At 34.8% G+C, this 14,112-nt stretch carries 13 protein-coding genes; 6 read left to right on the plus strand and 7 right to left on the minus strand.

From position 1 onward, the window contains the following. The first annotated feature begins 102 nt into the window (after nt 1-102). Genes menC through H2O64_RS08175 form a run of 4 tightly spaced genes read left to right on the plus strand, consistent with a single transcriptional unit; the run spans nt 103 to nt 4,102 of the window. Complete coding sequence (gene menC / locus H2O64_RS08160; protein WP_187561695.1) at nt 103-1,251, plus strand: o-succinylbenzoate synthase; 1,149 nt, start codon at nt 103-105, stop codon at nt 1,249-1,251. Next, on the plus strand, nt 1,245-2,816 hold the full coding sequence (locus tag H2O64_RS08165; protein WP_187561696.1) for an N-acyl-D-amino-acid deacylase family protein: 1,572 nt from the start codon (nt 1,245-1,247) through the stop codon (nt 2,814-2,816). The genes menC and H2O64_RS08165 overlap by 7 nt, the downstream gene beginning before the upstream one ends. A 12-nt stretch (nt 2,817-2,828) precedes the next feature. Further along, on the plus strand, nt 2,829-3,329 hold the full coding sequence (locus tag H2O64_RS08170; RefSeq protein ID WP_187561697.1) for a GNAT family N-acetyltransferase: 501 nt from the start codon (nt 2,829-2,831) through the stop codon (nt 3,327-3,329). A 35-nt stretch (nt 3,330-3,364) separates the two neighbouring features. Then, entirely contained in the window at nt 3,365-4,102 is a 738-nt protein-coding gene (locus H2O64_RS08175) for a cysteine dioxygenase family protein (protein WP_187561698.1), read from the plus strand. A gap of 503 nt (nt 4,103-4,605) precedes the next feature. Here H2O64_RS08175 and H2O64_RS08180 read toward each other — a convergent pair. The 7 genes from H2O64_RS08180 to H2O64_RS08210 all read right to left on the minus strand — a co-directional run bounded on the left by H2O64_RS08180 (nt 4,606) and on the right by H2O64_RS08210 (nt 12,258). Further along, a complete protein-coding gene (locus H2O64_RS08180; RefSeq protein ID WP_187561699.1) occupies nt 4,606-5,502 on the minus strand; it encodes a hypothetical protein in 897 nt (298 codons plus the stop codon). A 12-nt stretch (nt 5,503-5,514) separates the two neighbouring features. Next, complete coding sequence (locus tag H2O64_RS08185; protein WP_187561700.1) at nt 5,515-6,396, minus strand: hypothetical protein; 882 nt, start codon at nt 6,394-6,396, stop codon at nt 5,515-5,517. A 26-nt stretch (nt 6,397-6,422) separates the two neighbouring features. Then, nucleotides 6,423-7,304: a hypothetical protein gene (locus H2O64_RS08190; RefSeq protein ID WP_187561701.1), complete on the minus strand. Its 882-nt coding sequence runs from the start codon at nt 7,302-7,304 to the stop codon at nt 6,423-6,425. An 11-nt stretch (nt 7,305-7,315) separates the two neighbouring features. After that, a complete protein-coding gene (locus H2O64_RS08195; RefSeq protein ID WP_187561702.1) occupies nt 7,316-8,152 on the minus strand; it encodes a hypothetical protein in 837 nt (278 codons plus the stop codon). Further along, on the minus strand, nt 8,149-9,408 hold the full coding sequence (locus H2O64_RS08200; RefSeq protein ID WP_187561703.1) for a radical SAM protein: 1,260 nt from the start codon (nt 9,406-9,408) through the stop codon (nt 8,149-8,151). Before H2O64_RS08200 ends, H2O64_RS08195 begins: the two co-directional genes overlap by 4 nt. 73 nt (nt 9,409-9,481) lie before the next feature. Then, the gene (locus H2O64_RS08205; RefSeq protein WP_187561704.1) at nt 9,482-9,733 is read right to left on the minus strand and encodes a hypothetical protein; all 252 of its coding nucleotides are present in this window, start codon (nt 9,731-9,733) and stop codon (nt 9,482-9,484) included. A gap of 110 nt (nt 9,734-9,843) precedes the next feature. Next, nucleotides 9,844-12,258, minus strand: a complete 2,415-nt coding sequence (locus tag H2O64_RS08210) for a TonB-dependent receptor family protein (RefSeq protein WP_187561705.1) — start codon at nt 12,256-12,258, stop codon at nt 9,844-9,846. A 421-nt stretch (nt 12,259-12,679) separates the two neighbouring features. On the opposite strand from H2O64_RS08210, the gene H2O64_RS08215 reads away from it, so the two are divergent. Continuing rightward, on the plus strand, nt 12,680-13,282 hold the full coding sequence (locus H2O64_RS08215; RefSeq protein WP_187561706.1) for a hypothetical protein: 603 nt from the start codon (nt 12,680-12,682) through the stop codon (nt 13,280-13,282). 42 nt (nt 13,283-13,324) lie between these two features. Continuing rightward, a complete protein-coding gene (locus H2O64_RS08220; RefSeq protein ID WP_187561707.1) occupies nt 13,325-14,110 on the plus strand; it encodes a hypothetical protein in 786 nt (261 codons plus the stop codon). The last annotated feature ends 2 nt before the right edge of the window (nt 14,111-14,112 follow it).

Genomic DNA, 14,112 nt, shown 5'->3' on the forward strand with positions numbered 1-14,112 from the left:
GACATATAAAATTTAACACATTAACAAAATACGTCCCTAAGATTCCGTATATTGCAGCGTTTTGTAAAAAACAAGAAAAGCCTACCCTAAAAGGCTAAAACTATGACGCAAAAAGAAGACATATTACAACTCCCAATATCCTTTAAAAACATTCGATTAATTCGTCTCAATCTCCCACAAAAAGAACAATTTGTATCTGGAATTGGCGTACGGAATTCGCGTGAAGCGTTAATCATTGAATGGGAAGATATACACGGAGTAAAAGGGTATGGCGAGTGTTCGTGCCGACCTGACCCATATTATTCTGACGAATTTATAGAAGGAGCAATAGCACTGGTAGATCAGTTCATTGTTCCTTTTTTAGTTACAAATCAAACGTTTGGTGATCTTTTAAAATTGCTCGATAAAATTCGCGGTTGGAACTTTACCAAAGCAGCCGTAGAAATGGCAGCATTGCAAGTAATTGAAAAAAATACAGGGAAATCGCCGTTTGAATTATTACAAAACAAACCACTAGATCATGTTCCGGTTGGAATTTCATTAGGACTCTACACAGAACTTGATCGTATGAAAAAAGTGGTCAAAAATGCGCTAGAAACTGGTTACAAACGATTAAAATTTAAAATATCGCCCAACGTACGTATTGACTTCTTTGAAGAAATCAACCCGATGTTATTTGCCGCAGATACGTATGTAAGCTTTGATGCGAATGGTAGTTTTGGTGAAAACGATTTAGAAATATTCAATTATTTCGCAAATACGTATCAATCCATGATTGAGCAACCTTTTGCGCCAAATCGTTTTGATGTGTTGCTAAAAGCCAAAAAAGAAAATCCTGACGTATACATCTGTTACGATGAAGAAATAAAATCGATTGGTGACTTAATGAAACTCCATCACTTAGGGCTATTAGATGAAGTAAATCTAAAAGTAGGACGTGTTGGTGGCGTGATGAAAAGCATTGAAATCATTCAATATTGTGCCGAACACAACATTCCATGTTGGATTGGCGGCATGTTTGAAACTGGAATTGGAAGAACACTCAACTTGCGAATGGCTTCGTATTTACCAAATGCACGCGCACACGATTTAAGTCCGTCAGATCGGTATTTTTTAGAAGATATCGTTCAACCAAATATAGAAATGAACAATGGAATGGTAGCGATGCAAAGTTTGCAAAACTGTGAAATTCAATCGAATTTAATAGATAAATATACCATCGATCAAAAAACCTTAGAAGCAACATGTTAGATTTTTACATACAACATGCAACAATATGCACAGGACGCAAACAAGCGGCTAGAATTGGAAACGTAGGAATCCAAAATGAGCGCATTGTTTGTATTCACTATGCAGATGAAAATTTTGACATTCCAGAAGCGGCAAAAACAATTGACGCCACAGGATTGATTCTAACTCCCGGATTTATAGATCCGCATGCATCAACAGGTTTTGGCTATTTCTTTCCAAATGCTGCCGATCATAAACTTTATCAAGGAATTACAACGGAAATATTTGGAAATTGCGGAACATCGCCTGCGCCAATTGGTGAACATTTAGAAAAAACCATGCATCGTTTATCAGACGAAATTGGGTTTCCATTCGAATGGCGATCACTCCAAGAATATTTCGACCAAATAAAAAATAAATTACAATTCAACATTGCAACGTTAGTCGGTCATAGTACGCTAAGAGCTGGAAATATGGACGATTGGCACAATTTGCAACCATCGCAACTAGAAGCCATGAAAACTTCTGCAGCAGCAGCTATGGACGAAGGTGCTTTGGGAATTTCCACAGGATTAATTTATGCGCCAGGTTGTTTTGCTGAAATGGACGAAATTATTGCCTTGACGAAAGTTATTGCCGAAAAAGGTGGCGTATATGCTTCACATGTACGAAATGAACGTGATGGATTGGAAGAAGCTGTTGAAGAAGCGCTAACCATTGGAAAACAAGCAAACATCAGAGTATTAATCAGTCATATCAAAGCAGCTGAAAAAGAAAACTGGGGAAAAATTCCGAAGGTTTTAAAAATGCTTGAAGAATTTAATAAAACCAGCGAATTACAAGCGGCTTGCGATGTATATCCGTACACGGCAGTTTCTACCAAGTTGAGAGCATTTATCCCAAAATACATGCTTCAAGATGGTATTGCAGCGGTTTCTGATAAAATGAAAGATGCCAAAAATGTAACCGCTATTGCGGAATGGATCATTCAAAAAGATTATGACATGTCGCGCATGTTGATCATTTCAGATGATGAAAAAGCATTTTACAATAAAAATGTCAGTGAAATTGCGGAAGAAAACAATATTTCTGAAGCGCAAGCAATTGCGAATGTATTAGCAGCAAGCACGGAAACGTGGGTTGTATATCATTGCATCGATCAAGCAGATATTGACAAGGCAGTGCTATGGCCAAACGCGATGATTTGTACCGATTCATGGAGTTATCCGATCAACGCACCAAAAAGTATTGGGCAACCACATCCAAGATCGCACGGAGCTTTTACTGAGTTTTTACAGCGTTTTGTACTTGACAAAAAAATGCTCGGTTGGGAAGAAGCGATTCACAAAATCACCTATTTGCCTGCTGAGTTTTTCCAATTGCAACACAGAGGACTCATTGAAGAAGGCTATTATGCAGATGTTGTTTTACTCGATCCGAATACGGTGAAAGCAAACGCAACCTATCTCTCGCCAAGAGAATTATCATCTGGTGTTGAGCATTTATGGGTAAATGGTTCGCTTGTCATTCAAGATAAAAAAATGCAAGCCATTACACCTGGAAAAGTATTGACATTGAAAGATTAGTATGTAATTGAAATGCAAGAAGGAACGAACATACGAGAAATTACTGCAGCAGATTATCAAATAGTTGCAGATATATATAATGAATACATCAAGCTAGGAACAGCTTCGATGGAGGAAACCTTGAAAACCGCGAATACGATTGCTGGTTGGATCGATAATTTTCATGACCGTGAAAAATTAGTTGTATTCACAGAAAATAAAATCGTGATTGGATGGGGAATTATTAAACGATATAGTGACAGAGAAGGTTATCGTTTTGCTTGTGAGACTGCCGTGTATTTCACAGAAAGCAAGCTAGGTAAAGGATACGGAACAATTATGAAAAAGTATTTAATTGCGAAATGCAAACAATTACAATACGGACACTTAGTTGCAAAAGTATTCGCCACAAATACGGGAAGTATTGTATACAATGAAAAATTGGGTTATACTGTTGTTGGTCGCCAAGATAAAATTGGGTTTAAAAACAATCAATGGATAGATATGATCATTATGCAATACATAATAAAATAGTTTAGTAAGAAATAGAATTAAAAAACCACAAGGACATGTTACAAGAAGCAGTTTTATCGCAGACTTTAGAAACTTTAAAAACGTTGATACAAACAGCCGTAGAAAATGAGGAAACCATTACTGCAGCACGTATTGAAGAATTTGTTAAACGCGCAAAAGTCACACCTGAAGATTTGAAACCGTATGCAGATTTTGATCATCCGGTAGAAGATGGTTACGGAAGAAAAATGATTTATGATGGCGGAAAGTTTGAAATCATGGCAATGTCTTGGAATCCTGGCGATTATTCTTCTATTCACAATCACGGATATACACAATGGGGCGTAGTTCAAGCATTTGGAAACGTGCACCATTTTATCTATCAAAATAGAAACAATCAATTGCGTTTTGCGAAAAAAGAAATTTTAACGGAAGGTGCTATTGTGAAAGTTGTCAACGCGATGATTCACCAAATGGGAAATCCATCTACAGATCGTTACATGACCTTACATATTTACGGATGTTGTGATAAATCAGGTGAAATTACAGCGGACGCGAAAAACTATGAATTAGAACACGATCGTGTAAATCATACTACTGGTGGCGCATTTTTTAACTTACCAGCAGAACAAATTTATGATTTTGAACCAGGACCAATTCCAACGGATGATGTATTTATCAACTATACGAAATTGATGATCGATTATTACCAACGTCAAGAACAAACTCCTGAAATCATTGAATTGAAATCAAATTTGATCCAAAAATTACAAGAACGTATTTGTCTTTCTTGATTCGATTATTAGACTGTTAGACTGTTAGACTGTTAGACTGTTAGACTGTTAGACTGTTAGACTGTTAGACTGTTAGACTGTTAGACTGTTAGACTGTTAGACTGTTAGACGAAAAAAATTATAAAAACTAAGCCTTGCTAGAAATAGTGAGGCTTTTTTTTCAACGTCATGCTGAACCATTTGCTGAACTTGATTCAGTATCAATTCAGCATCTCACACAACTTTATGTGACCTTGAATCAAGTTCAAGGTGACGTATTAAACTAAATTAGTTTTTGCCACGAATTCACGAATGCTTTTCTTATCAGTCGCGTCACTTCGAGTGGAATTTCGGAGAAATTTTGTATCGAGAAGTCTCTGACACTAAAATGTTGTTTCCATTTCGCTAGTGCGATTTTGCAACGCGTGCCCACAAACAAACTAAAAAACATTCGTGAATCCGTGGCAAAAAAAGCAGCACAATTTTCAATAGATTCCTGCCTTCGCAGGAATGACAGATTTCCATCAATGCGTAAAATTCCCAAAATACACCATATTGATATCTAACTCCTTGTTGCCGAGTGTAGAACCATCATGAAAACAATTGTCAGTTGGCGCAATGTAATAATTCCCAGGTGCTTGTGCCATTCTAATCACAGGATAATCTGGAAAGTATTTAAAGAAAGTTTCTGCCACATTGTACACATCAACTTTGCTAATATCTGTTACTTCTTTGAGCATGTTATGCACTTGAATCATGGAAAGATTGATGTATAGAAAATACCGCGTTTCTGTTCCTAGGTTGATGCAAATTCGGTTTCCGTGTTTGTAGGTTGTATGCAAGGTCATAAATTGCGTTCCGTCATTGTGCATGCCCATGTATTTTTTCTCAGGAATGGTAAAATCTGGATGCAATCGGGTAATGTCGCACGCTACCATTTCTACATTGGGTAAATTCGCAGTAATGCAATGTAATTTAAACGGCTTGTCATTAGCAATTGTAGTTAAAAAATTGCTCAATTCGGTGTTCAACGCTAGTGTCAATTCTTTATGTTCAGCAAAACGTTGCATCACCTCTGTTCGCCCTTTACAGACACTAAAATCGATTTCTTTAATGTACTGTTTTACCTTTTCTGGAAGTTCACCCAAATAGATATTGTTGTGATCTTTTAAATCCGTAACAGACTCCAATATTTGTTGTTCTCTTTTTTCCAACGGTCGCCAATCGCGCTTCGGAATGTACGCTTCATCAATGTATAATGGCATAAACGAAAAGTGCTCGTAATTGACTTGTGAACCTTCATGAGAAGTATGATGCACAACACCTGAATTTATTTGTATATCTTCAAACCCATTTGGCAATCTGCTATGAATTCCAATTCCTTTTTTTATCGTTACTGCGCTTGCTGTTGCTGTTGTCATGACTTTTAATTTTTAATATTGAAAACTTCCAAAATATACAATACAAACATCTAAATGTGTGCTGCCTAAGGTTGATCCGTCATGGAAAAAATTGTCCGTAGCGGCAATGTAATATTGATATGGTTTTTGCTGAACGCGAATGACAGGATAATCAGGGAAATGCTTAAAGAAATATTCAGGAATGTTTGACACATTTACTTGCGCAATTTCTGCCGCGCTCAGTTTTTCTTTGAGCATGTTGTGTGCTTCTTTTAGTGGTAAATTTACAAACAAAAGGTACCGCGAATCTTTTCCAAGATTGATACTGATTCTATTTCCAAATTCATGCGCTGTATCAATCGTCATGAGTTGTGTTCCGTCATTATGAATGCCCAAAAACTTCTTTTCTGCTTGCTTGAAACCTTTTGGCAACATCGTTGTATTCGCAGCTACCAACTCTACATTTGGATAATTCACACCAATACAATGAAAGTTGAATTTTTTATTGTTCGCTAATGGCGTTAAAAAATCGTTGAGCAATTGTGTCGCTTTCATTGTCAACGGCGGATTTGCTTCAAATCGTCTAAAAACCTCATCTCTGTCCATGCTTTCTTGAAGTCCAATTTCTTGAAAACACGCTTTTAATTCAGCAGGAACTTCACCAACATATACCGTATTATGATCGTTTCGCGTTTCATCTACTGCCAAAGCAGCAAGTTCGTCTTCGGTTAGTTTTCGCCAATCGCGTTTATTTACGTACGCATGCGATACATATTCAGGAATAAATTCTTCGTCTAAATAGCTCACTAAAGCCGCTTTGTGATGTGTGTGATACACCGTTCCCGAATTTATGGTGAGCGCATCTGCGCCATCGGGAAGCGAATTGTGAATCATGATTTGTCTCTTTATTTTCATCTATAATTCCTATTTAATTATGAATGTTATTGTGTAAATCTTCCAAAATAAATCATCAACACATCGAGTGTTGTCATTCCTTGCGTTGATCCGTCATGGAAACAGTGATCGGTTGCCGCAATGTAATATTGATAGGGTTTTTGCGGAATTTTTATCACAGGATAATCTGGAAAATATTTAAAAAATAATTTTGATATGTTGTATAAATCTACATGTTCTACTGAAAGTCCAAGTTTCTTTTTGAGCATATTATACGCTTGCGTAAGCGAGAGATTTACATATAAGAAATAACGTGTTTCAGTGCCTAAATTGATCGTGAATCGATTTCCCGATTTGTAGGTTGTATGCACCGTTCGCAATTCTGCGCCATCATTGTGAATTCCCATGCATTTTTTATCTTCTTCTTGATGATCTAGCGGAAGTACCTTGGTATCTGCTGCAACCATATCAATATTCGGAAGATTTGCGCCTATGAAGTGAAAATGAAACGGTTGTTCATTGGCAAAATCACTTAAATAGTTTTGCATGGTATTGCTCAAATCTAGCGTAACTTTAGGATCGCGTTTCATACATTCAAGCACATCTTTTGGTCGTAGACATTCTTTGAATCGTAATTCTTCAAAAGTATTTTTTAATTCGTTTGGAATGTCGCCAATATAAATGGTGTTGTAATGATTTCTGTTTTTTGTCGCGGTTAACGCGTTGATTTCTTTTTCAGAAAGTTTACGCCAATCGCGCTTTACCATATATGCTTCGTCTTCATATTGTGGCACAAAAGACCAATCTAAATAGTTCACTTTACTTTTTTCAAGTTGGGAATGATGTGTGGTGCCCGAATTGATTCGAACTCCATCAAAAAAGTTATCAATGTTACTGTGTAATCGGATGCCGTTGTGTGTAATTTCCATCTGACAAATTTTTAAGGAAGTTGATCAAATAAACCTGTGTATACTATTGTAATGTCAATTTCTTTGGTTCCAGCTGTAGAACCATCATGAAAAAAGTTATCTGTTTGTGCAATGTAGCATTGATAAGGTTTTACAGCGATTTTCACCACAGGATAATCTGGATAATGTGTGTAGAAATGTGACGCAATATTATCTGGATTGAGCTTTGTTTTTGTCAAATCCATTTTATCTCGTAAGAGGTTATACACTTGAATCATGGTCAGATTTGTGTACACCAATGTTCGTATTTCGTTGCTCAGATTGATAGAGATTCGATTGCCTGATTTGTGCGCTGTGTGAATTTTAAAATGCTTACTTTGATCAATATGTAAACCCAAATATAGAAACGCACCTTCCACATAGAAACTTGTCATTGTTTCTCTGTTTGGTATTGCATACGTAATTTTATGAAATTTAAAATCTCCCGTAGAAGATAGTTCTTCTAAAAACGCATGTAGTTCTTTGTTGATTTTTTTGATGTGCGATTTGTTTTTTTCAAACGTTGGCATCACTTCGTAGGCATCAACGACTTTTTCCAATTCTAATAATTGAAATGCTTTTTTGAGCTTTTTTGGAATGTCGCCAACATATAAACTCTTTCTATAATCAAAGCCTTTCGTGTTTTTTTCAACCAATGTTTTTACTTCTTGTGCAGTTGGCGAACGCCAGGTTTGCAATGGAATGTAAGAATCTTCAAAATAGTTCAATCCATTATATGCTGACACCTGTCGTGCTCCTGTGTTTAGCAGCAATTGATCGGAAATATTTTCTATTCCTGTAAAAAGACGGATTCCTTTTTGTAGTTTCATACTAACATTTCTTTTTTGAATGAAATTAATTGTTGCTGAATTTCAGGATCAATTTTGATTTCGTTTTCTTCATCAAAACTATTGATGATTTCTTCATAAATTAACGGCTCTACATCTAATTCCGCGACTGCTTCTTCAGGTAATGAACTTAAGATATCATTCTGAATGAACGAAATTAAGCGTACCATGTCTTTGCAATACATTGTTGGATTGTCAAAACCGTTTTCTTCTGAATAACGATGTCCTAAGAATCCGCCACCACAGATATCTAATACAGGACAGTTGAGACATTGCTCTGCAACATTGTCGTGCGCTCTGTAATAGAGTTGAAACGTATCATTTTCAAAGATATCTTCTAATCGATTGTTATGTACATTGATTTCATTTCGCGTGATGCCTTCAAAACAAGCTCTGAGCGAATCTACTACTTCTACACTTCCGTCAGATTCTAATACAATAACGCCATTGGTGCGTCTTCCGATGAGTTGATTTCCAATACCTTCTTGTCCCATGATCATTTTCACTAAGGTTTCAAAAAAGTAAATTTGCGGACGGTCTTTATCAGCTTTCCATATTTTGTATAAGTCCATAAACCAATCGGCATACGGCGTGTAATTTTTATCGTTCCATTTATTGACATCTAAGCCTAAAGGTGCTTGATCGTAATGACCATCTGGTAATAGTAAGTTGAGACTGTTTACGTCTAAACTTTTCATTTCTGCGTATAATTCATTTATAGGAATGCCAATATTTACAACTAATAGTAAGCCGGCTAGGTTGTTTTTCTTTCCAAGTTGAATGGCTTCTGCAACTAGATTATACGAGCCTTTTCCGTTGTGAAAAACGCGGTATTCATCATGATATTTTTTTGGCCCATCAATACTGATTCCGACCGAGATTTGTAGTTTCTGGAATAGCGTATACCAGTTTTGAGTGAGCGTAACTCCATTTGTTTGTACCGTAAATATAAACTCAACTTTTGGTACTGTATTTTTGAAAATTGAAACACATTCTTCAAAATATTCAGGTTTAGCCAATAGCGGTTCGCCACCATGAAATACAATTTGAACATATTCAATTTTAGAACTTTCGCAATAATCATGTAAACGATCGGCAAAGACTTGCACCGTTTCTAATGCCATAAATTTTGGCTGTTTTAAATATGTTTGATCGCCCATATTATACATATAACAATATGAACAATTGAGATTGCATCTGCTGACAATTTTTAATACAAAAGAAGTGACTCTATACATAACTTGATTTTTAATCTGATTGTTTTAAAAAACTAGATAACCTCTAGTGTAAGAGATTATCTAGTCAGCTTTACTATCCTATTGGGTCCGCTGGAGCCGTAGTTCCAGGGTTCATAGGTGCAGCTTGTAAGAACGTGTCAATTTTGTCATAAGCAGATGCTCGTGACGTTTTTGCGCTTACTGCTACTACAGGGCAATTGTTAGCTAATCTTCCGCCAAAAATTGCATTGTAAAGGTCTAATTGGTCTTCTTTAGAGTTGTTTAACGCTTTGTTTACAACTTCTTTAGACTTTAAGCTTGAAGTGATTTTTGAATTTTTCTTCATTGTTAAAATATTTATGTGATTAATAAAAATGTCATCAGTAAGGACATGACAATTGCCCTTCATTTTATAGTTAAATGAAAAACTTACACTCTTTTATATGTTTACAACTGTTAGAGACGTCTTTGAATATCACTATTCCCTGGATCTCTATATCGTTGCTCTTTAACTGTTGATTTTCCAAAAGCGTAACGCACTGCAAATGCTACACTTCGCGTGTCATGATAATTGGTATCATTAATTCGAATGTCACCAACTTGGATGTCGTATCGGTCTTTGTTGCTCCTAAATAGATCTCTTCCAGATAGGGACAAACTAAAGTTTCCGATATTCTTCCTAAGAACAATTTCAGTTTCGAGTCGATTACCAATTTCGGTATTGACCAATGTAAAGGGGAATGTGTTTTTCGCGAATACAGTTAGAGAGATTCCTTTTTCTTTGGATAAAGTAAAAGTCTGATTCGCCGAAAGGTTTAATAGTAACGTATTACTGTCAATGGTTATTGTGTCATCTGCATAACTTCCTGTGGTTTGCACATGACCAAAAAGTGACGATGCATTTAAGCGCCACCACGATTGTATTCTGGTCGCAATAGTTATGCTTCCAGAGTATGAATATTTGTTTCCGTAATTTGTTTTTCTATTGATGATTGTTCCATCTTCTCCACTAAAAGGAAGCGCGTAAAACTCATCTAGCAATTGACTTGCGGCAATTTGTGCCACAATACGAACTTTTCCTTTGCCTTTTGTGTAATTGAGTTCTTGGCGATAGTATCGAGATGGATTTAAGAACGGATTTCCTTCAAAAAAAGTTTTGTCAGTTGTGTATTCTCGGAACGGATTGACATCCCAAAAACTAGGACGCGATATTCTACTTGATATAGAGAATACATAACTATGTTTGTTGTTTGGCGCATATTTTAGAAACGCTGTTGGGAAAATGTTGGTATAGTTTCTATCGACAACTTGTACACCTTCTAGTTTTCCTTTTGCAACCGTATTTTCTAATCGTGTTCCTAGTTGATACGACCATTTTTCGTTTAGCGTATGATTTACAATTGCATAAATAGCATTGATATTTTCATCGTATTCAAAGAAATTACTTCGTGTTGGATCGTCTTCCCAAATCATTAAAACGATATTTCTATCATCAAAATCTAATTCATTATCTACCGTAGAGAATGACAGTTTTACGCCAGTTTCTATGGAAAAATTATCGTTTACGGGAAGAATAAAGTCAAGCTTAAAAGAGTTGTTTTGAATGTCTTGCACTGTTGCATTTCTGAACCAATCACGAATGTATAAAACGTCATTGTTTTCTAGTGAAAGCACATCTGTTTTGCTGATTCCAACATTATCCGAAGAAAACTTTAATACATCTGCATCAACCGTCAACAATGTTCCTTTTTCATTTAGTTTTCCTTGATAGTTTAGATTGATGGAATAGTTGTAATCATCTGCTTTGTCATTGTTTTTCGTGAATGTTAATGAATCACTGATGACGTACGTATCAAAACTTTCCGCATCTCGCTTTTGAGTTTCATCGGAACCTGAATATTCAAGTAATACACCTATGATATGTTTTGAATTGATTTCGTAATCGACACCTAAATTCGCGCCTGAAAATAATGTTTTAGACTCGTTTTCTCTGTCAATAAAACGCGTTTGAATGTCTGTCGAGGTCGTTTCTGGATAGAAAATATCTTTTTCGTAGTTTGTTAAGCGTTCTCGGTTGCTTAAATATGCTGTTGAGTATAGATTCCACTTCGATTTTCTGTAGTTGAGATAGATGCTTCCTGCTTCTGAGAACAATCGTGTTTGGCGCGCACTCAAGCTTGCACTTCCTACTAAACCTTCTTCTTTATTTTTTTTGGTGACAATATTCAGAATTCCTGCACCGCCTTCTGCTTCAAACCGACTTGATGGCGTTGTAATGACTTCTATGGCTTCTAAATTATCCGCAGGTAAACTTTTGAGGTAATTCATCAATACTTCACCAGAAAGCCTTTTTTTTCGGTTGTTGATGTACACAATTACGCCACTTGTGCCCGCTATTTCAATTCCGCCGTTTTCATTGGTTGATACAAAAGGTGTTTTGTTCAACGTTTCCCAAACACTACTTCCGATGATTAAATCTGAATTTGCAACATTGAAGCGCAATCGATCTGTTTTGCGTTCAATCATACTTTTTTCAGCTGTAATGACAACTTCTGAAAGTGCTGCGTTTTTTTTGAAGCTAAAGTTTTGAGTTGTATTTCCTTGAAGATCAATAACTAAAAGCGAATCTACATACGCAATGTGGCTAAAGTTTAGTTGGTAAGTTCCTTTTGGCAGCTTTTCAATTTTGTAATATCCTAAGCTGTCTGTGATGAGATTTTTGAGTAAACTATTATTTTTGATTACACTTATAAATACATCGGGAAGTGGCACTGAGTTTTCATCAGTTACCCTACCATCAATACGATATTGACAATACGAAACTTCATTGCTAATGATGATTAGCACCAATGTTAGTATGATTTTTTTCATGTAATTCCCTACCGTTGTACAATGAAATAATACTATTGAAACCTGTAAAATCTATGGTTAGTAGAAGCTTATTATTACAGATTAAAAAGAATTATATCTTACTTATTACCCTCTACTAACTTACAATAAAAAAAGTATTCTACCTAAGTAGCTGAATTTAATTAACGAATCATTAAGTACTATTTTTTTGTTAAACACAACTTGGATGCATGGTTAAAAGCTGAATAGCAACTGATTATTATTTTTATAAAAAAATAGCAGCCAGTTTCTCTATTTTCTCTAAATCTATAAACTGTAAGTAAATACCATAGAATAAATAGTTGATTATCTTATTTTATTTATTTTAGTAGCACCATATTATTAACATACAACGTCATTTAGTTGTCTAAATTGACGAATTACGAACCTAAATCTAATTATTATGGGTAAAAAAAAGAATCCTAAAAACAAAAAGTTAAAACTAAGCAGTGAGGTTTTTAATAAAATTGCAAATCAAGAGATTTTAATTCCTGGAAGATTAATTACAAAAGTTGATATCGAGACAATCAATAATAAAAATATTCCTATAGATTGTAGTATTTATAATATGCCTAATACTGTCCCTATCAACTTACCAAAATTTGGTTTTAAAAGCCTATCGTTTGAAAGTCTTACTCCACCTACTTCACATGCATTTTTATTGAAAAACCCCTATAAACATATTAGAATATGCGCCGTTGTTTTTCTTGGGAGAAGCAAAAATGTTAAAAATAAAGATTTTACTTTAAAATATAATGTATGTCTTAATTGTATTGGGAAATATCAATTAAATATCTATATCATTTTTAATACACCAGAGAAAAGTGGAGTAAAATACGATTTCTATTCTTTTGATATAAGATTTCTAAAAAAATCTATAAAACTACAAGAATTGAATAATCTCCCTCTGTCTCAAGTTAATACTGTTGAAGTTTTTATTATCAATAAAGATCCGAAAACTTCGAGAGGAACTGTAACTACAGTACAAACACATAATCAATCTTAAAATTAGATCAATTACTTTCATTTAATACAAAATTAATATGCCATGAATTTTGAAGAAAATAAAAAAGAATTATTAAAATTAGGAGAACGCATTAGCAAAATAGCAGAAGATATTAAACCTGATATAAGTGAACAAAATGAAAACTCCAAGAAGTATTTTAAAAACCAGAATCGTAAAGTTTCAATAAAAAAATTAAAAGTCATAGAATTGCGATTAAGTGAACTTATTAATCTATTAGACAATAGAAATATGGTTGTTCCTGGAACACTAATTCCTAGGACAAATACCATAGAAAACTCAATACATTACAACTTTAAACAAAGACTAGAAGCTCCTAAAATTAGAAAAAAAGATGATACTTCTGAAAATGGGAAGAGTCATCAACTAATTTCTCCTGTAGTACAAGCATATATTACAATCAATGATGATGTAGCTGAAAGCATTCAAATACAATCCATTCTTTTTATTGACATAGACTTTAATATAAAAATTGAAGACTTAAACCTGAATTATAGTGTACATTTTAATAATTCAGGACAAGAACAATTAAATATTCACATCTATTTTTCTAAAGACCCAAATCTTTTACAGGTTCAAGGAGAGTATTTCTTTTATCCTTTAAACATTTTTTTAAAAAGACTAACGCCTGAGGAGAGTCCACATTCTATTCCATTAGAAAATATTAAGACAGTACAGGTCTTTTTAATAAATGTAGACCCTAGAACTTCAAGGGGAACTATTACAACAGTACAGACACATAATTCAAATTCTAAAATTGATTTTCCTCCTATATTTTCATTATTAAAATTTGTATCATTAAGTAAATAAAC

Source organism: Kordia aestuariivivens, assembly GCF_014397005.1.
GTDB classification, from domain to species: Bacteria; Bacteroidota; Bacteroidia; order Flavobacteriales; family Flavobacteriaceae; genus Kordia; species Kordia aestuariivivens.